The organism is Nocardiopsis sp. NPDC058789, assembly GCF_042745575.1.
GTDB lineage: Bacteria > Actinomycetota > Actinomycetes > Streptosporangiales > Streptosporangiaceae > Nocardiopsis > Nocardiopsis eucommiae.
In genome coordinates, this window is sequence record NZ_JBHYOW010000001.1 from 342,880 (window position 1) to 366,439 (window position 23,560).

The window sequence follows — 23,560 nt, forward strand, 5'->3', positions numbered from 1 at the left end:
GGAGGCGTCACCGCGCCCGGTCCGCCTCACAGCTCCCGGACCGTCCTCATGATCCGCTCGCGCGCGTCGCCGCCCTCGGGGACCGGGACCAGGGGGTGGATGTGGAAGGCGCCCTCCTCCACGAAGAGCTCGGCCACGCCCCCGGCCTCGGTCACCCTCTCGTGCAGGCGCCGTGTGTCCGGCAGGAGCAGGTCCCGGGTGCCGATGTACAGGTCCATGGGCGGCAGCCCCGCCACCGGCCCGTACAGCGGGCTGAGCCGTGGTTCGGCCAGGTCGTCCCCGCCCGCCCACTCACCCGCGGCCTCCAGCAGACCCACCGGAGCCAGCCAGGGGTCCGCGTCCTCCACTTCCGCGATCTCCGGGTTCGACATCGTGAGGTCCGTCCACGGGGAGATCAGCACCAGCCGCGCGGGCGGCGGGAGCTCCTCCCCCGCCAGGGTCTGGGTGAGGGCCAGCGCGAGCCCGCCACCGGCGGAGTCGCCCGCGATCAGCGTGCGCGAGGGCGAGGCGTCCTCCAGCAGCTCCCGGTACACGGCGGTGACGAACGGGAAGGCCTCGCGGTAGGTGTGGTCGGGGGCAAGACCGTAGATCGGCACCTCCACCCGGCAGCCCGCGTCGGCCATCCGTGAGACCAGCACCCAGTGCCAGGCGGCGATCTCGCTGACGTAGGTACCCCCGTGCAGGTACAGCACGGCCCTCCCGGGTTCGGTGACCGCGCGGGGGCGCACCGTGTAGACGCGGAAGCCGCCGACCTCCCGGCGGGTGATCCAGTGCCGGGCGGCCAGCCAGTGCGGCGGGTCCGCGTGCTCCTTGGGCTCCCGGAGCCACTCCCGGGTGTCCTCCACCGATTCCAGGGTCGGTTTGCGCAGGACCCGGAGGGCCAGCGCGGCCAGGTGCGTCGTCAGGCTGGACACGGTGGGCGCTCCTCGGGTCGTCCTGTCACGGAGCCCTCCACGCGCGGACGACGGCGCCGGGCGGCTCTTTGGTCAGAGCACCACGAGGTCGTCGCGGTGCACGAGCTCGCGCTCGTAGGAGGGGCCCATCTCCCGGGCCAGCCACCGGGTGGACCGGCCCATCAGGTCCGGGACCTCGGTGGCGTCGTAGTTCACCAGTCCCCGCGCGACCACCGTGCCCTGCTCGTCGCGCAGGTCCACGGGGTCACCCGCGCTGAAGTCGCCCCGGACCCGGACCACCCCGGCGGGCAGCAGCGACGCCTTCTCCCGCACCACCGCGTTGACCGCTCCCGGGTCCAGGACGAGGCTGCCCCGGCCCGCGGTGGCGTGCGCCAGCCACAGCTGGCGCGCCGAGGGGCGGCGCCCGCCGGCCGCCGCGAAGAAGGTGCCCACCCGCTCACCGGACAGGGCGGCGCGGGCGTTGGCGGCCGAGGTCAACAGGGTGGGCACGCCCGCCTCGGTGGCGATGCGCGCGGAGTCCACCTTGGTGACCATCCCGCCGGTGCCCACGCCCCGCCTGCCCGAGCTCCCGATGTCGATCCCGTCCAGGTCGGCCCGACCGCGCACCAGGTGCACGACCGAGGTTCCCTCGTCGGCCGGGTTGCCGTCGTAGAGCGCGTCCACGTCGGAGAGCAGCACGAGGGCGTCCGCCCGCATCAGGTGCGCCACTAGCGCGGCGAGGCGGTCGTTGTCACCGAACCGGATCTCGTGCGTGGCCACGGTGTCGTTCTCGTTGACGATCGGCAGGGCGCCGATGTCCAGGAGACGGCGCAGGGTGCGCTGGGCGTTGCGGTGCTGCACCCGTCGCATCATGTCCTCCACCGTGAGGAGGACCTGGGCGGCGGTCAGCCCGTGTCCGGCCAGCTCGGCCGCGTAGGAGGCCACGAGCAGCCCCTGGCCCACACTGGCGGCGGCCTGCTGCGAGGCGAGGTCGTGCGGGCGGCGAGCCATGCCCAGCGGCGTCATCCCGGCCGCCACCGCGCCGGACGAGACCAGGATCACCTCCTGCCCGCGGGCCCTGCGGTCCGCGAGGACCTCGACCAGGTCCCGGATCCGACCGGAGTCGATCAGCCCGTCGGGGGTGGTCAGTGAGGAGGACCCCACCTTGACCACGACCCGGCGGGCCCCGGCGACCGCCGTCCGCCCGGCCGACTCCAGGGCGTCGACGTCACTCCGACCGGCCCGCTGGCCGGTGTGCTGCTGGGTGTCTGCGCTGTGCACCACGAGGGGCTTTCCGTCCGTGGCACGGCGCCCTGCCCGAGCGCCGTGCTCGTACCTTGTCTGGGTCAGGCTGGAGTGGAGCGGCGGTCCCCGCGCGGGTCAGCCCAGCCGGGCGTCGGATCCGCGCGGGCCGGACGGGACGGCCTCGGCGTCCATGGAGTTGTCCCAGTCGAAGACCACGGCGTCCTCGTCCGTGCCGATCTGCACCTCGGCGCCCTGGGTGGCCCCGGCCTTGGCCAGCGCCTCCTCGATGCCGAGGCGGTTGAGGCGCTCGGCCAGGTAGCCGACGGCCTCGTCGTTGGAGAAGTCGGTCTGGCGCACCCACCGGGCGGGCTTGTCGCCGCGCACCTGGAAGGAGTTGTTCCCGAGCGGCACGACGTCGAAGGGGACGTCCCCGATCATCTTCGGCCGCAGCACGATGCGGGTGGGCTCCTCCACCGGCGCTGCCTGACGGGCCGCCGTGATCTGCTCGGCCAGGGCGAAGGAGAGCTCACGCAGGCCCTCACGGGAGGCAGCGGAGACCTCCATCACCTTGTAGCCGCGCTCCTCCAGCATGGGGGTGACCATGTCGGCGAGGTCACGGGCCTCGGGCACGTCCACCTTGTTCAGGGCGACGATGCGCGGACGGTCGGACAGGTCCACCCCGGCCTGCTCGCCGTAGGCGGACAGCTCGGCCTCCAGGGCGTCGAGGTCGCTGACCGGGTCGCGGCCCGGCTCGTAGGTGGCGCAGTCCAGGACGTGCAGCAGCGTGGAGCAGCGCTCGATGTGGCGCAGGAACTCCAGGCCCAGCCCCTTGCCCGCGCTCGCGCCGGGGATCAGGCCGGGAACGTCCGCGATGACGTACTGGGTGGTACCCGCCTCCACCACGCCCAGGTTGGGGATGAGGGTGGTGAAGGGGTAGTCCGCGATCTTGGGTCGGGCCGCCGACATCGCGGCGATCAGCGACGACTTGCCGGCGCTGGGGAAGCCCACCAGGCCGACGTCCGCGATGGTCTTCATCTCCAGGCGGACGTCGAAGGCCTCGCCCTCCTCGCCCTTGAGGGCGAAGCCGGGGGCCTTGCGCTTCTTGGAGGCCAGCGCGGCGTTGCCCAGGCCGCCGTGGCCGCCCTGGGCCAGGACCAGGCGGGTGCCGTGGCCGACCAGGTCGGCGACGACCTCACCGTCGGCCTTGGTGACCACGGTGCCGTCGGGGACGGTCAGGACCAGGTCCTGCCCCTTGGCCCCGGCGCGGTGACCGCCCTGGCCGGGGGTGCCGTTCTGGGCGTTGCGGTGCGGACGGCGCTGGTAGTCCAGCAGCGTCGCGGTCTGGGCGTCGACCTCCAGGACGATGTCACCGCCCTGGCCGCCGTTGCCGCCGTCCGGGCCGCCCAGCGGCTTGAACTTCTCACGGTGCACGGAGGCACAGCCATGCCCGCCGTTCCCGGCCTTGACGTGCAAGACCGCCTCGTCGACGAAGTCAGGCATAGCTCTCCCCGTTACTCATGCGGCCCCCACCACCTGGCGGGGACCGGTACTCCTCACGCGTCACCAGTGACAACGCGAGGGGCGGGCCAGTGTTCCCTGGCCCGCCCCCGAAGAACCGCTGTTGCCGGCGCAGCCTACTCGGCGGCGACCGGAACGATGTTGACGGCCTTGCGACCGCGGTGGTTGGCGAACTTGACCTCGCCATCGACCAGCGCGAACAGCGTGTCGTCGCCGCCACGGCCAACGTTGGCACCGGGGTGGAACTTGGTGCCGCGCTGACGGATCAGGATCTCACCGGCCGAGACGGACTGACCGCCGAAGCGCTTCACGCCGAGGCGCTTGGCGTTCGAGTCACGACCGTTACGGCTGGACGAAGCGCCCTTCTTATGTGCCATTTCTCCAGGCCTCCTACTTCGCCGCGATGCCGGTGACGCGCACCTGGGTGTGCTTCTGGCGGTGACCCTGGCGCTTCTTGTAACCGGTCTTGTTCTTGTACTTCAGGATGTTGATCTTGGGGCCCTTGGTCTCGCCGAGAACCTCGGCGGTGACCGTGTAGCCGCTCAGCTTGTCGGCCTCGCTGATGACGTTGTCACCGTCGACCACAAGGATGGGCTGCCACGTAAGGGTGGCGCCGGTCTCGTCGGAGACCCTGTCGATGTTCAGGACGTCATCGACAGACACCTTCTCCTGTCGGCCGCCCGCTCGCACGATCGCGTACACCGGGTAACTCTCTTCCTGCTCGCTCAACGAATAATGCGCTCACTCATGACCGTGATGCCACGATCCACGAATCGCCTGTAGCGGGGCGCGGGGATCTGAGGGAAACAAACCCACCTTGGTGGAGAGCACTGCGGTCTCGGGGCGCGCGAACATTTGGGGCGCGCCGACGCACCGTCCATCAGATTACCACCGACCCGACACAGGCCCGCACACGTACTCCTGGTCCGGACCCGTGGGAAACCGGGTCCGGACCAGGCTGCTGTCCCGCCTCGACCGCTGGTCAGCCGGCGTCGACCGCGGTGGACTCACTGGTCTGTGAGCTCACCGCCGCCTTGGTCCGCCGGGTACGGCGGCGCTTGGGCCGCTCGCTGGCGCCCTCGGCGTCACCGTCAGAGGTGGCGGGTGTCTCGGTGGCGTCGGTGTCCGAGACCTGCTCGGTACCGCTCGCCCGCGTCTGCTCACCCTCACCGCTGTCGGCCGGGGCCGCCTTGCGGGTGGTGCGCCGACGGGTCTTCCTGGCCGGGGCCTCCTCGGCCACGGGGGCCTCCGAGGGCTCCTCAGACGGCTTGTCCTCCGACGCGGACCCCTCGGCCGACTCCGTGGGCTCGGCGGCCTTCTTCGCGCGTGAGGAGCGCTTACGCGTCTTCTTCACGGGAGCGGCCTCCTCGGCCGCGGGGGCCTCGGCCTCCGCGGGAGCGGACTCGGTCTCGGCGCCCGGGGCGGCCTCGGCCTGGTCGGTGTCGGCGGCCACCGGCTCCGCGGCCTTGCGGCCGCGCTTCCTCGTGGTCCTCTCCGCCTTCGCGGCCTTGCCGGGCTTCTCCGCCTGCTCGACCGCCTGGTCGGCGGTCTCCTCGCCGCCAGCGGGGCGGTCGTCGCCGTCCTGCTGGTCCGCCTTGTCGGAGGCGTCGGAGGACGCCTTGTCCCCGGACGACTCGGCGTCGCCCTTGCCCTTCTTCTTCTTGCGCCCGCCGGTGCCGCCACCGCCGCCGCCCTTGTTCTCCACCGGGTCGCTGGAGAGCAGCAGGCCGCGACCGTTGCAGTGGTCACAGGTGTGCGAGAAGGCCTCGAGCAGGCCCTGGCCGACCCTCTTGCGGGTCATCTGGACCAGTCCGAGCGAGGTGACCTCGGCCACCTGGTGCTTGGTCCGGTCCCGGGACAGGCACTCCAGCATCCGGCGCAGCACCAGGTCGCGGTTGGACTCCAGCACCATGTCGATGAAGTCGATGACGATGATGCCGCCGATGTCGCGCAGGCGGAGCTGGCGGACGATCTCCTCGGCCGCCTCCAGGTTGTTCTTGGTGACCGTCTCTTCGAGGTTGCCGCCCTGGCCGGTGAACTTGCCGGTGTTGACGTCGACCACGGTCATGGCCTCGGTGCGGTCGATGATGAGCGAACCGCCGCTGGGCAGCCAGACCTTGCGCTCCAGGGCCTTGTTGATCTGCTCGTCGATCCGGTACGCGGAGAAGACGTCGCGGTCCTCGCCCCAGTGCGACAGCCGCTCGGAGAGGTTGGGCGCCACGTAGTCCACGTACTCGTGGACGGTGGTCCAGGCCTCGTCGCCGGAGACGACCAGGCTGGAGAAGTCCTCGTTGAAGACGTCCCGCACCACGCGCACCGTCAGGTCCGGCTCGCTGTTGAGCAGGGACGGGGCGTTGGCCGACTTGGACTTGCGCTTGATCGAGTCCCACTGCTTGGCCAGACGCGTGATGTCGCGCTCCAGCTCCTCCTCGCTGGCTCCCTCGGCGGCCGTGCGCACGATCACGCCGGCGCCGGAGGGCATCACCTTCTTGAGGATGGTCTTGAGACGCGCGCGCTCCTTGTCGGGGAGCTTGCGGCTGATGCCGGTCATCGAACCGCCGGGCACGTACACGAGGTAGCGGCCGGGCAGGCTGATCTGGCTGGTCAGCCGGGCACCCTTGTGACCGACCGGGTCCTTGGTGACCTGCACCAGGACCGACTGGCCGGACTTGAGCACGGATTCGATGCGCTTGGGCTGGCCGTCCAGGCCGAACGAGTCCCAGTTGACCTCGCCCGCGTACAGCACGGCGTTGCGGCCCTTGCCGATGTCGACGAAGGCGGCCTCCATCGACGGCAGGACGTTCTGCACCCGGCCCAGGTACACGTTGCCCACGTAGGAGCGGTGGGTGGCGCGGTCCACGTAGTGCTCGACCAGGACGTCGTCCTCGAGGACGGCGATCTGGGTACGGTCACCCGTCCGGCGCACGACCAGGTCGCGCTTGACCGCCTCGCGGCGGGCCAGGAACTCGGACTCGGTGACGATGGGCGCGCGGCGGCGGCCCTGCTCGCGCCCCTCACGGCGGCGCTGCTTCTTGGCCTCCAGCCGGGTGGAGCCCCGGACCGCCTGGACCTCGTTCTCGATGGGCCGTTCCTGGCGCGGCTCGCGCACCTTGACCACGGTGTTCGGCGGGTCGTCGTTGGTGGAGTCGCCACCGGAGCCCGAACGCCGACGACGGCGGCGACGGCGACGGCTGCTGCCGCGCTCGCCGTCGGCGGAGTCGTCACCGGACTCGTCCTCGGAGTCGTCCTCCTCGGCGGCGGCCCGGTCGTCCCCGCGCTGGCCCTTGGCGTTGTCCTCGGACGCGCCGGCCTCACCCTGGGCGTCGTCGTGGTCGGCGTCCTCGGCGCCGCGCGAGCGGCCGCGCCCGCGTCCGCCGCGACGGCGGCGGCGACGGCTGGGGCGCTCGTCCGAGCCGGTCTCCTCGGCGGGGGCCTCGGCGGACTCGTCCTCGGTGTCGTCCTCGTCCTCGTCGGTGTCGTCCTCGACGACCGGCTCGGCCTTGGGCTTGGGCTTGGTCTGCACGGGCGCGCTGGCGACCGGGGGCTGGAAGAGCATGCCGCCGGGCGGCTGGAAAACGGCGCCGCCGGTCTCGGCGGGGGTCTCCTCAGGCTCCTCGACGACCTCCGGGGCCGGGGCCTCGGCGGTCCTGGTGGAACGGGCGCGCGTGCGGCCGCGCGTACGACCGCGACCGGTCTCCTTCTCCCCGCCCTCCTTGGCGTCGCCCTCGGGCTCGGCGGGCCGGTCGGCCGAGGCCGTCTCGACGGCCTCGGGGACCGGCTCGCTCGCCTTCGCCGAGGTGGCGCGACCACGGCTCCGGCGCTGCGAGGCGGCCGGGGCGTCGTCGGGGCGGCCCGCCGCGCGCACGGTGCGCTTGCGGGAAGCGGCGGACACGGAGGTGTTGACCGTGCCGACCTCACCGGAGCCAGCCAGCTTGGTGACCGGCGCGGAGGGAGCGGAGAAGACGTCGTCCGGTTCGGGGGGTGGTCCTGCCGCGCGGCGAGCGCCCTTGGCGGGGGCGGGTGTGGTCACCCGCACCGCGCCGTCCCCCGCGGGGGGCGCCGCCGCCGTGTTCTCGGTTGTTTCAGTTGTACCCGCGGCGCCTTCGGCGCCGTTGTTGGGCTCGTTCTCGAGCATCCGGGCGGTCTCCCGTCAAAGCGCTCGGGCGCACCGCGACCTCATCGGTCGGTGGCGCGGCTCACGAGAGCTGTCGTCTGTGTCAGCGCCGACGACACTGGTGTGCCGTCGGGGCAAAGTCCTGTGGTTCGCCCATGTTTCCCCGCCTTGGGGCCCTTCATGACGAAGGTCCCGTCATGGGCGATGACGTCCGTGGTGAGCGGGTGCGTCGATCGTTCTTCTGGTCGTGCGCGGCCCCGGTGCGCCCAGTCACGGGAGCTTCGGGTCGGTCCGCGTCGAACGGATCAGCGATCACACCTGTCGCCTCGTCCAGTGGCCCCTGCGCCAGCCTGGTCATCGTCGGTGATGACGGCGGCGCGAGGTCGGCCAGTTGGCGGAGGCCGGTCAGCACGTCGTCCGGTCGTACAGCAGGTGTCGTGTGCCGTATGACCATTCGAAGTATGGCATATGTCGCGTGTCGGTCCCGTGGGACGCGCCCATGGGATCGGTGAGACACGTCGATGTCGAGGACGGCCGGTCGGGTGTCGAAGCGGCGCCGGCCCTTCTTCGTCATCCGTTCCACCTCGACGCTCTCGGCGGCCAGGTAGGTGGCCACCGCCCTGGCGGCGTCGTCGGGGTCGACGTCCGCCATCTCCACGCGCCACTGGGAGGCCTCGAGCCGGTCGGCCAGGCCCTGAGTCCGGGCCTCGACGACCTCGACCACGTCGATCCCGTCGGGCATCGCCGCGTCGATCGCGGTCCTGACCTGTTCGGGTCGGCGTGCCTCGGCCAGGGTCAGCTCAAGATACTCCGCCTCGCTGGCGACCCCGGTCGGGGCCGCGCCCGTGTAGGAGATCTTGGGGTGCGGTGAGAAGCCAGCGGAGAAGGCCACGGGAACCGAGGCCCTGCGCAGGGCTCTCTCCAGTGCCCGGGCGATGTCGCGGTGGCTCGCGAAGCGCATGCGCCCGCGTTTGGCGTAGCGGACGCGCAGCCTTTGGCCGGGGTTGGCGGTGGAGGGTGAGGTGGTGCCCTCGTGTGCGGGGGGCAGCTCAACTCCTTTCCTCAGTGCCCCCTGGGTTCCGGGCCGTCTGTGGCGGCCCTCAGGGGCTGTTCCTCGTCCTGTTCAGCGTACGGTGCGCCGAAGTGCACACGCGCCAACGGGACACGCATACCGGTACCTCCCCCAACGGCCCCCGATCGAAAAGTCCCGACCGGGTCCGAGCGGGTGCCGAACCGGCGTTCACCACGAGAACACAGGGGCCCGGAAAAAAAATCCAAAGAAATCCCGCAACCATGGCAACCCCCGGTATCCCCCGCGAGTCTTACTTCACGTACGGCCCGGCGCGAGCGGGGCGCCGGGCCGTACACCTTCCTCCCCGGACACTCCCCCGGTGCCAGTGGCGCACGACGGGGTCGAGGCACACGGCGGAGAGCGCCCGGAGCGCGCATCCTACTCTCTTTCCCCCCATCGCACGCGGATCGCCCCCCTTCCCGGGCGCGACTCCGGTGCCCACCAGAACTCCCCCGCCCCTCCCGGGGCCGGTCCCACCCCCGGCGGGACCGGCCCCGTCCTCTGTTCAGACCACGGTCAGCGGCAGCATGGGGCGGCCCCCGGCCTGGTCGTTGATCTGGATCTCGGTCCCCATCGTCGGGCACACCCCGCAGTCGTAGCAGGGGTTCCAGCGGCAGTCGTCGATCTCCAGGGACTCCTCGCCGTGCAGCGAGTCCTGCCAGTCCTGCCAGAGCCAGGAGCGGTCCAGCCCGGCGTCCAGGTGGTCCCAGGGCAGGACCTCGTCCTCGTCACGCTCGCGGGTGGTGAACCAGTCCACATCCACCCCGGTCCCGGCCAGACCGGCCTCCGCGGCCCTCATCCAACGGTCGTAGGAGAAGTGCTCGCTCCAGCCGTCGAACCGGCCACCCGCCAGCCAGGCCTCCTCGACGATCCGGCCGACCCTGCGGTCGCCCCGGGACAGCAGGCCCTCCATGATCGACGGGCGCCCCTCGTGGTAGCGCAGCCCGATGGATTTGCCGTACCTGCGGTCCCCGCGCAGGCGGTCGCGCAGCTTGCGCAGCCGGGCGTCCACCTCCTCGTGGGAGGTCTGGGCCGCCCACTGGAACGGGGTCTGGGGCTTGGGGACGAACCCGCCGATGGAGACCGTGCAGCGGATGTCCTTGCGCCCGGTCACCTCACGGCCGGTCCGGATCACCTCGGTGGCGAGGTCGGCGATCGCCAGAACGTCCTCGTCCTCCTCGGTGGGCAGCCCGCACATGAAGTACAGCTTCACCTGACGCCACCCGGCCGCGTAGGCGGCGGTGACGGTGCGGATGAGGTCCTCCTCGGTGACCATCTTGTTGATCACCCGGCGCATGCGTTCGCTGCCGCCCTCGGGGGCGAAGGTCAGCCCGGAACGGCGGCCGTTGCGGGTGAGCTCGTTGGCGAGGTCGATGTTGAAGGCGTCCACGCGGGTGGAGGGCAGGGACAGGCCCGTGTTGGTGCCCTCGTAGTGGTCGGCGAGGTTCTTCGCGATGTCACCGATCTCACTGTGGTCGGCGCTGGAGAGCGAGAGCAGGCCGACCTCCTGGAATCCGGAGGCCTTCACCCCCTCCTCCACCATCTTCTGGACGGTCTCCTGGTTGCGTTCGCGTACCGGCCGGGTGATCATCCCGGCCTGGCAGAACCGGCAGCCGCGGGTGCAGCCCCGGAAGATCTCCACGCTGTACCGCTCGTGCACGGACTCCGCGGTGGGGACGATGGGGCGCTTGGGGTACGGCCACCGGTCCAGGTCCATCACGGTGTGCTTCTGCACGGTGTCCGGGACGCCGGGGCGGTTGGGCAGGTACCCGCCGATCCGTCCGTCGTCGAGGTAGGCCACGTCGTAGAAGCGCGGCACGTACACGCCGCCGGTGGCGGCCAGGCGCAGCAGGAGGCCGTCCCGCCCGCCGGGCGCGCCCTCCTCCTTGAACTCGCGGATGATCTCGGTGATGGCCAGGGTGATCTCCTCGCCGTCCCCGAGCACCACGGCGTCCAGGAAGTCGGCGATGGGCTCGGGGTTGAACGCGGAGTGGCCCCCGGCCAGGACCACCGGGTCCTCCTCCGTGCGGTCGGCGGAGCGGCGCGGGATCCCGGCCAGGTCCAGCGCGGTGAGCATGTTGGTGTAGCCCATCTCGCTGGCGAAGCTCAGACCGAGCACGTCGAAGGCGCGGATCGGCCGGTGGGAGTCCACCGTGAAGTGGGGGACGCCGTGCTCACGCATCAGCCGTTCCATGTCCGGCCAGACCGCGTAGGCGCGCTCGGCCAGCACGCCCTCGCGTTCGTTGAGGACCTCGTAGAGGATCTGCACGCCCTGGTTGGGCACGCCCACCTCGTAGGCGTCCGGGTACATCAGTGCCCAGCGCACCCGCGCGGAGTCCCAGGGCTTGACCACGGAGTTGAGCTCACCGCCCACGTACTGGATCGGCTTGCTCACCTGGGGGAGCAGGGCTTCGAGGCGCGGGAAGAGGCTTGCGACGGACATGGTGTGGGCCCTCGGTCGGCGGACATCGTGTCTGGCTGGACCACCAGGTTAGCCCTCCGAAGGGCCCCGGACCGGTGTGTACACAGGACCGGTCCGGGGCGGGTCCCGGATCAGAACTCGAAGCCGCGGTCCCGGGAGTTGACGCCGAGCACCAGGCCCAGGGCCAGCATGTTGGCCAGGATCGCCGTGCCTCCGTACGACACGAACGGCAGCGGAAGCCCGGTCACCGGCAGGATGCCCAGGCCCATCCCGATGTTGATGAAGGCCTGGAAGCCGAACCAGGAGGCCACACCCACGCAGAGCAGGCGCGGATAGGGCTGGTCGCATCCCCGCGCGATGCGCAGGATCCGCCAGATCACCACGGCGAAGAGCACGATGATCGCCCCGGAGCCGAGGAACCCCAACTCCTCCCCCGCCACCGTGAAGATGAAGTCCGTGTGCTGCTCGGGGACGAACCGGCCGTGGGTCTGCTCCCCCTGGAACAGCCCGGTGCCGTCGAAGCCGCCCGACCCCACGGCGATCAGCGCCTGCGCCGAGTTGTAGCCCGCGCCCTGCGGGTCGGCCGCCGGGTCCACCAGGGTGGCGATCCGGTCGAGCTGGTAGGGCTCCAGCAGCTCGAACCACCACACGGCCAGCACGGCCAGCGCGCCGCAGGCGAGCATGCCCGCCACCCACATGACCGGGGCCCCGGACAGCGTGAGCATGCCGAGGAAGATCGCGCACAGGACCAGGCTCGTCCCGAGGTCGGGCTGGAGCATGACGAGCCCGAGCGGGACCGCCATCACCAGCAGGCAGAACAGCACGTCCCTCGTCATCGGGCGGGTCTCGCCGTCCCGGGGCTCGCCGAGCAGCGTCGCCAGGACCAGGATCAGTCCGACCTTGGCCAGCTCACTGGGCTGGAACTGGAAACCGCCGACCACGATCCAGCCGCGAGAACCGTTGATCACGGCGCCGAGCGGGGTCAGCACCAGGACGAGCGAGACCACACTGAACGCGTAGGCGATCGGCGCGTAGGCACGGACGGTGCGGTAGTCCACCGCCGCGACGACCAGGCACACGACCACGGCCACCCCGAGGTGGAGCAGATGGCGCACGAGGTGGTCCACGGACTCCAGCGGGTCGCCCCCGTCGCCCGGCAGCGTCGCGGACCACACCAGCAGGGACCCGAGCCCGGCGAGCACCAGCACGGCGCCGATCAGGATCCAGTCGAGGCGGCGCGCGCCACCCGCCGCCGAGCTGAGGGTCCGCCCCAGGTCACGCTGGCGCCGGGGCGGACCGCCCATGTTCGTGATCATCAGGGCTCCAGCGTCTCGATGGAACCGTCCTGGCGGACGACCGGCAGTTCGGTGTGCGGCTTGCCTCCGGGCAGCAGCGGCTTGCCCTCCTTCACGTCCTCGGTGTCACCGGTGGACGAGAAGCCGTACAGACCCTCGTAGATCTCACGGGCGATGGGCGCGGCGGTCTCACCACCGGTACCGCCCTGGGAGACCAGGACGACGATGGCGTACTGCGGGTCGTCCACCGGCGCGTAGGAGGCGAACCAGGACGACACCTGGCGGCCCTGCGCGTCGGCGCTGCCGGTCTTGCCCGCGACGGCGACCTGGTCCTGCGGGAAGTCGGAGAAGGCGCCGCCACCGGTACCGGACGTGGTCACCTCGGCCAGGGCCTCCTGGAGGTACTTGATCGTCTCGTCGCTGACCGGCACCTCGTTCTTGACCGTCGGCTCGATCTCCTGGACCTTGGAGCCGTCGGCGGCGACCATGGCCTTGGCCACGCGCGGCTCGTACAGAGTCCCGCCGTTGGCGATGGAGGCGTAGGCGCTGGCCAGCTGGAGCGGGCTGACGAGGACGTCGCCCTGGCCGATCGAGAAGTTGATCGCCTCACTGGCCCGCCACTCGAAGCCCTCCACGCAGTGTTCGTGCGCGAGCTGCTTGAGGTAGGCGGCCTGGGACGGGTCGTTCTCCGCGATGTCCGGGTAGCCGGACTCGGCCCGCTCGCAGTTGACCTCCCGGGTCTCCTCCCAGAAGGTGCGCTTCCACTCGCGGTCCGGGATACGGCCACCGGTCTCGTACGGCAGGTCCACGCCGGTGGGCGAGCCGAACCCGTAGCCGCGGGCCATCTCGGCCATGGCCTCCTCGGGCTCGCCGTCCGGGTGGAGTCCGCCGTCCTTGGACCACATCTGGTAGCCGAAGTTGTAGAACACGGTGTTGCAGGAGGCGATGATCGCCTGCTTCAGGGTGATGCTGCCCTGACCCGCGCCCGCGTAGTTCTCGTAGTTCTGGCCGGCGAGGTTGACCGAGCCGGGGCACGCGTAGGAACTGCGCAGCGAGTACCCGTTCTCGACGGCCGCCGACAGCGACGACACCTTGAAGGTGGAGCCGGGCGGGTACGTGCCCTGGACGGCGCGGGAGAGCAGGGGCTCCCCGGCCTCCTCGCTGAGCATGGCGTCGAAGGTCTCCTGGTCGATCCCGCCGTCCCAGATGGCCGGGTCGTAGGTGGGCATGCTGGCCATGGCGACGACCCCGCCGTTGGTGACGTCCAGGACCACGGCGGCGCCGGAGTCCGCCTTGTACTTGGGCCGGGCGCCCTCCATCCCCCGGGCCAGGGCCTCCTCGGCGACCTTCTGGACGTTCATGTCCATGTGGGTGACCAGGTGCATGCCCGCCTCGGGGAGGCGTTCGGAGATGACGTCCATGATCTCGCCGTGGTTGTTCACGCCCAGGGTGCGCAGGCCCGCGACGCCGCGCAGCTCCTTGTCATAGACGGCCTCCAGGCCGTCACGGCCCACCATGTCGATCCCGGTGAACCCGGTGCGCAGCTCCTCGCGCGCCTCCAGTTCCTCCTGGGTGACGGGCTGGAGGTAGCCGAGCATCTGACCCGCGTGTTCGCCGTAGGGATACTCGCGCACGGCCTGGGCCTGTGCGGTGATCCCGGGGAAGTCGTCGGCGCTCTCCATGATCTGGAGCGCGACCGGGCCCTCCACGTCCTCCGCGAGGGTGACGGGCTGGTAGGGCGAACCGGGCCAGCAGGGACGCTGGACCTCGGGGCCGCACAGACGCATGCGCTGCTGGAGTTCCTCCAGGGGGATGTCCAGCACGCCGGAGAGGTCGCTGAGGACCTTCTCCCCGCCGTCCTTCATTCCCTGGAGTTCGTGGTAGTCGGCCGAGACCAGGAGCTGGGTCTTGTTGTTGACCACGACGCGGCCGCTGGAGTCGAGGATCTGCCCCCGGGTGGCGGGGACGACCAGCTCCTGGTGGTGGTTGGAGACGGCCAGTTCACGGTAGTGGTCGGCCATGGGCACCTGGAGGTACCAGAGCCGGGCGACCAGCACCGCGAACAGGGCCAGGACCAGGAACTGCGCGAGGAACAGCCCGAACCAGCCGAGTCTGCGCCCCGGCAGGGACGGGTTGGTGGGTGGCTTGTGCACCGGTTCACCACCCTCGCAGGGAGGTCGGGCCCTGGATCGTGGCGAAGTCGCTCTCCGCGAGCGCGGCGCGTGTCCACAGGATCGGTAGGACGACCAGCGCCCCGATCAGGGTGGTCAGCAGGGCGCCGACGCCGACCCGGACGCTCACCGCGGCGAGGGTGACGTTGCCGTCGCCCAGCATGAAGCCGACCAGGGCGTAGCTCAGGCCCACCCCCACGGCCGTGACGGCGGTGATCCCCAGCGCGGTCCAGGGCGAGACCGTGTTGCCCACGGCGCCGCCGAGGCCGGTGTTGGCGCGCAGCAGCGAGACGAGGTAGGCGGCCACGCACAGCACCAGCGCGTAGCGGCCCATCGGGTGCTCGGCCGGGGGCAGGACGTCCATGGCCAGCCCGGCGGCGAACCCGCATCCGGCGGCAGCCGCCGGGTTGGTGGTCAGCGCCACGGCGACGACGGCCGCGAGGACGAGGTCCGGTCCCCATTCGAAGGGCAGCCGGTTGACGATGGCGGCCTGGGCGAGCACCGCGACGGTCACCATGAGCAGGGTCGCTGCGGCCCTCATTGGTCCCCCTTGGGATCGGGTTTGGGCGGGAGCACGGAGTCACGCGGGTCCTCGGCGGGACCGGAGACGACCACGCCCACCATGTCCAGGGACGCGAAGTCCACGGCCGGGGTGATGCGGGCGATCCGGCTCAGCGCCCCCGGCGCCACGTGGACCTCGTCGACGGTGCCGATCGGCACTCCCGGGACGAACGGCGCGCCGTCGTGCGAGCCGAGCGTGACGACGCGGTCGCCCTCCTCGATGGGCGCCTCCATGTCGAACAGTTCCAGGGTGAGGTCGGCCTCGGGCCCGCCCGGGACGCTGCCGCCGCTGATCGCGCCGATCTTGCGCGTCTGTTCGAGCCGCGCGCCGACCGTGGAGTTGACGTCGGTGGCGAGCTTGACGGTGGCGAGCCTGGGACCGGCCTCGATCACCCGTCCGACCAGTCCGGCACCGCTGACCACCGTCATGTCGGGACGGATCCCGGAGTCGGTGCCCGCGTCGATGGTGACGGTGTGCGCGTATCCCTGCGCGGTGGTGCGGGTGACGGCCTGGGCCGGGACGATCTCGTAGCCGCCCCGTCCGGACAGGTGCAGGAGCTCGTCCAGCTGGTCCACGCGGCCGTCGTCGAGCCGAGCCGACTGGAGGTCCGCCTCCAGTTCGGCGTTGGCGGCCTCCAGCTCGGCGATCCGGGCGGCCGCCTTGGGTCCCTGGCTCACGCCCTCGTAGAGCGTGGCGGCGGGGCCGGCGATGAGGCCGACCCCGGCGGCGGCCGGGGCGAAGGCCAGTTCGCCGCCGCCCCGGGCGACCGAGGTGACGGGGTTGCCCCCCGCCCGCGTGTCCAGGACCATCAGGGCCACGGCCGCCACGACGAGCACGGCGAGGAACAGCCGGGACCGCGAGGAGTCGCGGAGCATGTCAGCGCCGCCGTTCCGGAACGAGGACCTGGTGGAGTCGCTCGTAGTTCTCCACGCAGGTGCCCGAACCCACCGCGACCGAGTCGAGCGCGTTGTCGGCCACGTGGATGGGCATGCCGGTCTCGTGCAGGAGCCGGTCGTCGAGGCCGCGCAGCAGGGCGCCGCCGCCGGTCACCGCCACGCCCCGGTCCATGATGTCGCCGGACAGCTCGGGCGGGCACTTGTCGAGGCTGGTGCGGACCGCGTCGATGATCGCGGTGACCGGTTCCTCGATGGCCTGGCGCACGTCGGACTCGGACAGGACGATGGTCTTGGGCAGGCCGCTGATGAGGTCGCGTCCGCGGACCTCGGCGTGCAGCTCCTCCGCTCCCGTGGGGTAGGCGGAGCCGATGGCGAGCTTGAGCTCCTCGGCGGTGCGCTCCCCGATCATCAGGGAGTACTCCTTCTTGATGAAGGTCATGATCGCCTGGTCGAGTTCGTCGCCGCCCACCCGGATGGACTGGGAGGTGACGATGCCGCCCATGGAGATGACGGCGACCTCGGTGGTGCCGCCGCCGATGTCGACCACCATGTTGCCGGTGGGCTCGTGGACCGGGAGCCCGGCGCCGATCGCCGCCGCCATGGGCTCCTCGATGATGTACACGCGGCGCGCCCCGGCCTGGTAGCCCGCCTCCTTGACCGCGCGGTGCTCGACCGAGGTGATGCCGCTCGGGACCGCGACGATGATGCGGGGCTTGGCGAAGTGGCGGCGGCGGTGGATCTTCTGGATGAAGTACCGCAGCATCCGCTCGGTGACCTCGAAGTCGGCGATGACGCCGTCCTTGAGGGGGCGGATGGCGGTGATGTTGGTCGGCGTGCGGCCGATCATCTGCTTGGCCTCGATGCCGACCGCCACGATCTTGCCGGTCGAGGTGTTGAGCGCGACCACCGACGGCTCGTTCAGGACGATGCCGCGTCCGCGTACGTACACGAGTGTGTTGGCGGTACCAAGGTCTACGGCCATGTCCCGGCCGAGAAATGCAAGGTTGTTGGGCATGTAACGTCCTCAGAGGCGCCGTGTCGGGCGGGGACGTGCGTCACGACCATACGTGGTCGTTCCGGCACGTTAGGTATCCAGTCCCCCGCATCGTAACGGTCAGCACTTAGTCCGTTACGCAAACACACCGATTTGTTGCCTCGTCACCGGACAAGGGTGAGAAAAGAGAGGTGCCCTGGGGCGCGTACGCACCCCAGGGCATCAAGACTAGGCCTCACGGGCCCGATTCCCCTACAGGTCGGGGAAGAACAGCTTGATCTCGCGCTCCGCCGAGTAGGTGGAGTCCGAGCCGTGGACGATGTTCTTCTGCACCTCGAGGGCGAAGTCGCCCCGGATGGTCCCGGGCGTGGCGGTCACCGGGTCGGTGGCACCGGCCAGGGCGCGGAAGGCCTCGATGGCGCGCTCGCCCTCGACCACCATGGCGACCAGAGGACCACCGGTGATGAACTCCACCAGCGAGTCGAAGAACGGACGCGAGGCGTGCTCCTCGTAGTGCGTCTTCGCGGTGTCCGCGTCGAGCGTGCGCAGCTCCATCGCGACCAGGTTCAGGCCCTTGCGCTCGATGCGCGAGATGACCTCACCGACGATGTTGCGGCGGACACCGTCGGGCTTGATGAGAACGAGAGTGCGCTCCACGTGCGTTTCAACTCCTCACTGGGGACCCCCGCGCGGCACGCGGGGGCCTGGGCCCGCGGTGGCGAGCGCACGCGGTGGGGTGAACGGATGTGTGCCCGGGGCTCGGGGACGAGACAGGGGGACGGCGGTGCCGTTCGTCTGCCCGGACGTGCGTCACACTATCGCGTTTGCCCCTGGGGCGCGGTGGGAGAGGCGGAAGGGCCTAGGCCCCGCCGACCTCGGCGCCCTCCTGCTCGGCCCGCTCCTCGTGGGCGGCGCGGATCGCGTCGACCCTGCGGCCCATGATCACGCCGACGACCCACAGGGACACGAAGACGATCGCCACCAGGGGCGCGCCCGTGACCATGAAGGAACTGAACAGGAAACCGGCCTGGAGCACCCACGCCGCGTAGTGCGCCCAGGTGTGCTTCTGGAGCCCGGACAGCAGCAGAGCGGCCAGGGCCATGCCGCCCCAGAGACCGCCCGCCACGGCGGGGTCGGCGCCCTCCAGGTTGATGGCGATGGGGATCGCCAGGCCGATCACGATGGCCTCGAACACGAGGACTACGGCGCAGAGTGTGCGCACGGCGTTCTCCCTTCGTCTGGTTACTGGTCGCCGGAACCGCGCAGCAGGTGGACGGCGTCACCCGAGGTGACCACCGACCCGGTGACCAGCACACCGGTTCCGCCGAACTCGCCGCCCGACTCGGCCAGGCCCACGGCCTGGTCGATGGCGTCGTCGAGCCGTGCGGCCACGTGCACGCGGTCCTCACCGAAGATCTGCCGGGCGATGTCGGCCAGCTGCGCCGGGTCGAGGGACCGGGGCGAGGAGTTGCGGGTGACCACGATCTCGTCGAGCAGCGGTTCCAGGGGCTCCAGGACGCCCTCGACGTCCTTGTCGGCCATGATGGCGACCACGCCGACCAGCCGGGAGAAGGAGAAGGCCTCCTCCACTGCCGCCACCGTGGCGATCATCCCGGCCGGGTTGTGCGCGGCGTCCGCGATGACCGTCGGGCTGGTGCGTACGACCTCCATGCGGCCCGGGGAGTCGATCCCGGCCAGCGCCTCCCCGACGATCACGGGGTCGAGTCCGGCCGCGTCCTCGGAGGCCGAGAAGGCCTCGACGGCCGCGATGGCGACCGCGGCGTTGCTGGCCTGGTGCTCCCCGAACAGCGGCACGAAGAGGTTCTCGTAGTTGCCCGTGAGGCCCTTGACGGCGACCTGCTGGCCGCCGACGGCGACCTCGCGGGAGGTCACCCCGAACTCCAGCCCCTCCCTGGCCACCGTGGACCCGACCTCGGCGGCGTGCCGGAGCAGGACCTCGGCGGCGGGCAGCGGCTGCTGCGCCATGACGGTGACCGACCCGGGCTTGATGATTCCGGCCTTCTCCTCGGCGATGCCGTCGAGGGTGTCGGGCAGGTACTCGGTGTGGTCGATGCCGATCGGAGTGACCACGGCCACGTCCCCGTCGACGACGTTGGTGGCGTCCCAGCTGCCGCCCATGCCGACCTCCACCACGGCGACGTCCACGGGGGCGTCCGCGAACACGGCGTAGGCCATCACGGTGAGGATCTCGAAGAACGACAGCCGGACGTCGCTCATCGCGTCGGCCATCTCCAGGAAGGGACGGATGTCGTCGTAGGCCTCGACGAACCGCTCCTGAGAGATCGGCTCCCCGTCCACGACGATGCGCTCCCGCACCGTCCGCAGGTGGGGGCTGGTGTAGCGGCCGACCCGGAGGCCTCGGCCGCGCACCAGCGCGTCGATCATCCGGGCGGTGGACGTCTTGCCGTTGGTCCCGGTGACGTGGACGACCCGGAAGTTGCGGTGCGGGTCACCCAACAGGTCCAGGACCGTGCGGACGCGGTCCAGGGTGGGGTCGATGTCGGATTCGGGCGCGCGGGAGAGAATCTCCGCGGTGACCTCGGCGTAGCGCTCATGGGCGCCCGCGCCACTCACGGCGTCTCGGTGGTCGGGGTGTACACCCGCGCCAGTGTACGCGGCCCCACCTGGGCTCGGATGCGGGGTGGCGCGTACGGGGACCATACTTGGGGGCATGCCCAGCCCTGACCCGATCGTCGAACCGTTCTTCTCCGAGTGGGCGCACCGCCGTCCCGGACGGACACGCAGCCTCGACCGTGCGGCCGCGCTCCTGGCCGCGCTGGACCCGGCACCGCTTCCCGTGCTCGGGGTGGTCGGGTCCAAGGGCAAGGGCAGCACGGCCACCTACGCGGCGGCGACGCTGTCCGCCGCCGGGCTGCGGACCGTCCTGGTGACCGGCCCGAGTTTCCGGGGGTACCGCGAACGGGTCCGGGTGGACGGCGTGTCCGTGACCGACGACGAACTCCGCGCCCTCGGCCGCACCGTGGAGGCCGCCCGGCGGACCCTGCCCGAGGAGGAGGGCTACCTGGCGCCGAGCGGACTGTTCCTGATCGCCGGGTTGCTGCACGCCCAGGCGGTCGGCGCCGACGTCTGCGTCCTGGAGGCGGGGATGGGAGGGCACCGCGACGAGCTCCGCCTCCTGGGGCCGCGGGTGGTGGCGCTGGGCATGGTCTTCGCGGAGCACGTGGGGGTCCTCGGTGACACCGTGGCGGAGATCGCACGTGAGAAGACCCGCGTGGTCCACCCTGAACGCACCCGGGCCCTGGTGACGCTGCCCCAGAGCGCCGAGGTGGCCCCCGTCGTGGACCGCACCCTCACCGAGGTCACCCGGGGACGGCTTGCCCCCGAGGTGGTGGACCCCGCCGCCGCGACCGAACCGCCCGCGCACCTGCGCCCCCGGGGCCTGTCGGCCGCCAACGGCGTGCTGGGCACCGCCGCCGCGACCCGCGTGCTGGACCTGATGGAGGCGCCGCCCGCGCCGCCCGCCCGGCTCCACCGGGTCCTGGAGACCGTGAACCTGCCCGCGCGGCTCTCGCGGCACGCTGTGCCGGGCGCGACCACCGAGGTCGTGGTGGACTCCGCCATCGACCGGGTCGGTGTGGCCGCCGCGCTGTCGCACGCCCGCGACCTGTGGGGCGGCGTGGACCACGTCCTGCTGTGCCTGCCCGACCACAAGGACGTGTCCGGGGCGGTCGACGCCCTCCGGGAGGTCCCGGTCACCGCGGTGCGCCTGCCAGAGGAGCACCTGCGCTTCGATCACGCCCTGCCCGCACACTGGGACAGCGTCCGCGCCGAGGACCTCTCCCCCGCCTCCGTGGCCGCTCTGGGCCAGCGCGTCCTGGCCTTGGGCACGGTCTACTTCACCGGCCGCGTGCTGGAGGTCCTCGACGCCCCCACCGACCGCCTCTTCGACCCGCATACCGCATAACCCCCACGCATAACCCGACATCACGGCAGCATCGTCCTTGGTCACCCCTGGTCGTCCCATGCCGTGATTCGTCACGCGCTTCGGACCCCCGACTCCGAGGAGCCCTATGCCCACACGAGAGCACGAGATCCCCCTGCGGCTCGTGCAGAACCAACCCGCGCTGGCGCCCGTACTGGTGCGGGCCCTGGGTTTCGAGATCCCCCGCCACACCGAGGTGGTCAATACCAACACGGCCCTGACCAACTGCGACCCCAGGGAGCTCAACGCCGACGGCGCGGTCCTCCTGCGTGACGGGCCCCGGAACGTCATGGCGGTGGTGGTCGAGCGCCAGAACGGCCGTGACAAGGAGAAGCGCCTGACCTGGCCCGCCTACCTGGTCAACCTCCACACGCGACTGGAGTGCCCGACGCTGCTGGTGGTGCTCTGTCCCACGGACTCCCTGGCGAGCTGGTGCGCCGCCCCGATCCGCACCGGGCACCCCGGATTCGACCTCGCCCCGCTGACCATCGGTCCGAGCAGGATGCCGGTGATCGCGCGTGACGAACAGGCTCGTGAGCTTCCGGAGCTGGCCGTCCTGTCCGCCCACGCGCACGGGAACTCGGATCCGCGCACCCTGCGTGCCGTGGTCGAGGCCCTGGATTCCACGCCCGAGCGAAATCGGGCGTTCTACTATGACTATGTGCTGTCCGGCCTCAACGAGGCCGCTCGGGAGGAGTTGGAGGGCTTGATGGCTGTGGAGACCTACGAGTGGCAGAGCGACTTCGCCCGCAAGTACGTCGGCATCGGCCGCGAGGAAGGCCGGGAAGAAGGCCGGGAGGAGGGCCGCGAGGAAGGCCGCGCGGCTGAGGCGGCGCGCAGCGTCCTCTCCGTTCTTGAGGCACGGGGGTTCACCGTCTCGGACGAGGTCCGGCGACGCGTGGAGGGCTGCGCCGACCTGGCGACCCTGGAGAAGTGGGTCCCCGCCGCCGTCACCGTGGACCGACCGGAGGACCTCCTCGACTGAGGCGAAACAACGCTGAGGGGCCGGGGAACATGTTCCCCGGCCCCTCACCACGTCACCGCCCGGCTACCGGCCGGGGCGGTAGACCGGCTGGGTCTGCGGGTTGAACTCCTCGTAGGTGACGCGCTCCGCCGCGCGCAGGCGCGGGTCGGTCAGCTTGAGGACGTCCAGACCCCGGTCGATGTCGGACGAGTACACGTAGCCGTTGTAGTAGTACGTCGACCATGTGTCGTTGTTCTGGACGTCCGGGTCGATCCGGTCGTCGGCGTCGAAGTAGCCGATCTCCCGGGGGTTGGTCGGGTCGTTGAAGTCGATCACCGAGACGCCGCCCTGGTACCACGACTGCACGAAGAAGTCCTGGCCCGGGACCGGGATCAGCGAGCCGTTGTGCGCCACGCACACCTGGTCGCCCTGGTGGCGGTCGATCTTGAAGTAGCTCGCGAACTCCAGCGTCGTGTCGGCGCCCTCACCGTCGAGGGCGTAGATCGCGTTGGCGCCGCGCTCGGGACCGATCTCCTCGGTGCAGGTGGGCGCTCCGCCACCGCCGAGCTCGTCGGTGAACAGCACCGTCCGGGCGTCGTTGGTGAAGGTCGCGGAGTGCCAGAACGCGAAGTTCTCGTCCTGGACCACCTCGGTGACCACCGGGTCGACCGGGTCCGAGATGTCCATGATGATGCCGTCACCCATGCAGGCGCCCGCGGCGATGTCCTTGGACGGGAAGACCGTGATGTCGTGGCAGCCGGTGGTCGTGCGGTGGCCACCGTCCGGGAACAGCACCGGCTCGTTGACCAGGGACGCCTCCGAAGGAGCGTCCAGCGGCACCTCGATGATCCCGATCTTGTCGTGCGGCGGCTGGCAGTTGGGGAAGCTGGCCGAGGGCGAGTACGAGGACACGTACACGTACTCGCGCTCCGCGTCACCCGGCACGAGGGTCAGGGTGTGCGAGCCGCAGTCGGTGCGCACGGCCGAGACGTACTGCGGGTTGGCCTTGTCCGAGATGTCGAAGATCCGGACGCCCTCGAACCCGTTCGGGTCGGTGACCGGGACGGAGGGGGCGCCGCACTCGTCGTTCGCGCGGGGGTAGTCCACAGCGAAGTACAGGAGGTCACCGCTGACCGCCACGTCGCCCTGGCCACCGGGGCACAGGACCTCCGAGACGATCGTCGGGGACTCGGGCTCGGAGATGTCGTAGATCACGAAGCCGTCGTAGTTGCCGCCGATGGCGTAGTCGCCGGTGAAGGCCAGGTCCGAGTTGGTGTTGCTGATCGCGTCGGGCTTGGGGACGTTCGCGACGTGCTCGACGTTGTCGCTGGAGATCTGGTCCGAGGGCGGGGTGTCCGCGTACGCGGCCGCCGGGCCGAGGAGCCCGGCGAACAGCGTCGCGGCCGCGGCGGTCGCGAGTGCGGCGACACGGCGCGAGGAGGAGCGCATG

The 23,560-nt window shown here is 71.1% G+C and carries 19 protein-coding genes; 2 read left to right on the forward strand and 17 right to left on the reverse strand.

Annotated elements, in window-relative coordinates; genetic code table 11:
* Positions 1-26: 26 nt before the first annotated feature.
* The 16 genes from ACFW3L_RS01525 to ACFW3L_RS01600 all read right to left on the reverse strand — a co-directional run bounded on the left by ACFW3L_RS01525 (position 27) and on the right by ACFW3L_RS01600 (position 19,777).
* On the reverse strand, positions 27-914 hold the full coding sequence (locus ACFW3L_RS01525; protein ID WP_378735121.1) for an alpha/beta hydrolase: 888 nt from the start codon (positions 912-914) through the stop codon (positions 27-29).
* Positions 915-986: 72 nt separating this feature from the next.
* Complete coding sequence (proB, locus tag ACFW3L_RS01530; protein WP_378735381.1) at positions 987-2,174, reverse strand: glutamate 5-kinase; 1,188 nt, start codon at positions 2,172-2,174, stop codon at positions 987-989.
* 99 nt (positions 2,175-2,273) lie between these two features.
* Positions 2,274-3,638, reverse strand: coding sequence for a GTPase ObgE (gene obgE / locus ACFW3L_RS01535; protein WP_378735123.1), 1,365 nt, complete (start codon positions 3,636-3,638; stop codon positions 2,274-2,276).
* Positions 3,639-3,772: 134 nt separating this feature from the next.
* Positions 3,773-4,033 carry a 50S ribosomal protein L27 gene (gene rpmA / locus ACFW3L_RS01540; protein WP_378735125.1) on the reverse strand — a complete coding sequence of 87 codons (261 nt, stop codon included), beginning with the start codon at positions 4,031-4,033 and terminating at the stop codon, positions 3,773-3,775.
* A gap of 13 nt (positions 4,034-4,046) precedes the next feature.
* Positions 4,047-4,358, reverse strand: a complete 312-nt coding sequence (gene rplU, locus ACFW3L_RS01545) for a 50S ribosomal protein L21 (RefSeq protein WP_017545212.1) — start codon at positions 4,356-4,358, stop codon at positions 4,047-4,049.
* Positions 4,359-4,638: 280 nt separating this feature from the next.
* On the reverse strand, positions 4,639-7,791 hold the full coding sequence (locus ACFW3L_RS01550; protein WP_378735127.1) for a ribonuclease E/G: 3,153 nt from the start codon (positions 7,789-7,791) through the stop codon (positions 4,639-4,641).
* A 157-nt stretch (positions 7,792-7,948) separates the two neighbouring features.
* Positions 7,949-8,731 carry a TIGR03936 family radical SAM-associated protein gene (locus ACFW3L_RS01555; RefSeq protein ID WP_378735129.1) on the reverse strand — a complete coding sequence of 261 codons (783 nt, stop codon included), beginning with the start codon at positions 8,729-8,731 and terminating at the stop codon, positions 7,949-7,951.
* A gap of 616 nt (positions 8,732-9,347) precedes the next feature.
* The gene (locus ACFW3L_RS01560; protein ID WP_378735131.1) at positions 9,348-11,285 is read right to left on the reverse strand and encodes a TIGR03960 family B12-binding radical SAM protein; all 1,938 of its coding nucleotides are present in this window, start codon (positions 11,283-11,285) and stop codon (positions 9,348-9,350) included.
* A 110-nt stretch (positions 11,286-11,395) separates the two neighbouring features.
* On the reverse strand, positions 11,396-12,580 hold the full coding sequence (rodA, locus tag ACFW3L_RS01565) for a rod shape-determining protein RodA (RefSeq protein WP_378735133.1): 1,185 nt from the start codon (positions 12,578-12,580) through the stop codon (positions 11,396-11,398).
* The gene (gene mrdA, locus ACFW3L_RS01570; RefSeq protein ID WP_378735135.1) at positions 12,580-14,712 is read right to left on the reverse strand and encodes a penicillin-binding protein 2; all 2,133 of its coding nucleotides are present in this window, start codon (positions 14,710-14,712) and stop codon (positions 12,580-12,582) included. The genes rodA and mrdA overlap by 1 nt, the downstream gene beginning before the upstream one ends.
* A 4-nt stretch (positions 14,713-14,716) precedes the next feature.
* On the reverse strand, positions 14,717-15,271 hold the full coding sequence (gene mreD, locus ACFW3L_RS01575) for a rod shape-determining protein MreD (protein WP_378735137.1): 555 nt from the start codon (positions 15,269-15,271) through the stop codon (positions 14,717-14,719).
* The gene (gene mreC / locus ACFW3L_RS01580; protein WP_378735139.1) at positions 15,268-16,167 is read right to left on the reverse strand and encodes a rod shape-determining protein MreC; all 900 of its coding nucleotides are present in this window, start codon (positions 16,165-16,167) and stop codon (positions 15,268-15,270) included. The genes mreD and mreC overlap by 4 nt, the downstream gene beginning before the upstream one ends.
* A gap of 1 nt (position 16,168) precedes the next feature.
* A complete protein-coding gene (locus ACFW3L_RS01585; protein WP_026129377.1) occupies positions 16,169-17,203 on the reverse strand; it encodes a rod shape-determining protein in 1,035 nt (344 codons plus the stop codon).
* Positions 17,204-17,434: 231 nt separating this feature from the next.
* A complete protein-coding gene (ndk, locus tag ACFW3L_RS01590; protein WP_049565932.1) occupies positions 17,435-17,839 on the reverse strand; it encodes a nucleoside-diphosphate kinase in 405 nt (134 codons plus the stop codon).
* A 202-nt stretch (positions 17,840-18,041) separates the two neighbouring features.
* Entirely contained in the window at positions 18,042-18,377 is a 336-nt protein-coding gene (locus tag ACFW3L_RS01595) for a DUF4233 domain-containing protein (RefSeq protein WP_378735386.1), read from the reverse strand.
* Positions 18,378-18,424: 47 nt separating this feature from the next.
* Positions 18,425-19,777, reverse strand: a complete 1,353-nt coding sequence (locus ACFW3L_RS01600; RefSeq protein WP_378735143.1) for a bifunctional folylpolyglutamate synthase/dihydrofolate synthase — start codon at positions 19,775-19,777, stop codon at positions 18,425-18,427.
* Between the two features lie 97 nt (positions 19,778-19,874).
* Between ACFW3L_RS01600 and ACFW3L_RS01605 the strand changes: the two genes are divergently transcribed.
* Both ACFW3L_RS01605 and ACFW3L_RS01610 read left to right on the forward strand, forming a co-directional pair.
* Complete coding sequence (locus tag ACFW3L_RS01605; protein WP_378735145.1) at positions 19,875-21,128, forward strand: hypothetical protein; 1,254 nt, start codon at positions 19,875-19,877, stop codon at positions 21,126-21,128.
* Between the two features lie 106 nt (positions 21,129-21,234).
* Positions 21,235-22,131 carry a hypothetical protein gene (locus ACFW3L_RS01610; protein ID WP_378735147.1) on the forward strand — a complete coding sequence of 299 codons (897 nt, stop codon included), beginning with the start codon at positions 21,235-21,237 and terminating at the stop codon, positions 22,129-22,131.
* 63 nt (positions 22,132-22,194) lie between these two features.
* Here ACFW3L_RS01610 and ACFW3L_RS01615 read toward each other — a convergent pair whose 3' ends face one another.
* Positions 22,195-23,559: an LVIVD repeat-containing protein gene (locus tag ACFW3L_RS01615; RefSeq protein ID WP_378735149.1), complete on the reverse strand. Its 1,365-nt coding sequence runs from the start codon at positions 23,557-23,559 to the stop codon at positions 22,195-22,197.
* Position 23,560 lies beyond the last annotated feature (1 nt).

Bases quoted from the DNA above. Each gene is read 5' to 3' on its own strand.
- obgE (WP_378735123.1), bottom strand. From the start codon at position 3,638: ATGCCTGACTTCGTCGACGAGGCGGTCTTGCACGTCAAGGCCGGGAAC.
- rpmA (WP_378735125.1), bottom strand. From the start codon at position 4,033: ATGGCACATAAGAAGGGCGCTTCGTCCAGCCGTAACGGTCGTGACTCG.
- ACFW3L_RS01560 (WP_378735131.1), bottom strand. From the start codon at position 11,285: ATGTCCGTCGCAAGCCTCTTCCCGCGCCTCGAAGCCCTGCTCCCCCAG.
- ACFW3L_RS01615 (WP_378735149.1), bottom strand. From the start codon at position 23,559: ATGCGCTCCTCCTCGCGCCGTGTCGCCGCACTCGCGACCGCCGCGGCC.
- ACFW3L_RS01550 (WP_378735127.1), bottom strand. From the start codon at position 7,791: ATGCTCGAGAACGAGCCCAACAACGGCGCCGAAGGCGCCGCGGGTACA.
- rodA (WP_378735133.1), bottom strand. From the start codon at position 12,580: ATGATCACGAACATGGGCGGTCCGCCCCGGCGCCAGCGTGACCTGGGG.
- ACFW3L_RS01585 (WP_026129377.1), bottom strand. From the start codon at position 17,203: ATGCCCAACAACCTTGCATTTCTCGGCCGGGACATGGCCGTAGACCTT.
- mreC (WP_378735139.1), bottom strand. From the start codon at position 16,167: ATGCTCCGCGACTCCTCGCGGTCCCGGCTGTTCCTCGCCGTGCTCGTC.
- ACFW3L_RS01555 (WP_378735129.1), bottom strand. From the start codon at position 8,731: ATGCGCTTCGCGAGCCACCGCGACATCGCCCGGGCACTGGAGAGAGCC.
- ACFW3L_RS01605 (WP_378735145.1), top strand. From the start codon at position 19,875: ATGCCCAGCCCTGACCCGATCGTCGAACCGTTCTTCTCCGAGTGGGCG.
- ACFW3L_RS01610 (WP_378735147.1), top strand. From the start codon at position 21,235: ATGCCCACACGAGAGCACGAGATCCCCCTGCGGCTCGTGCAGAACCAA.
- mreD (WP_378735137.1), bottom strand. From the start codon at position 15,271: ATGAGGGCCGCAGCGACCCTGCTCATGGTGACCGTCGCGGTGCTCGCC.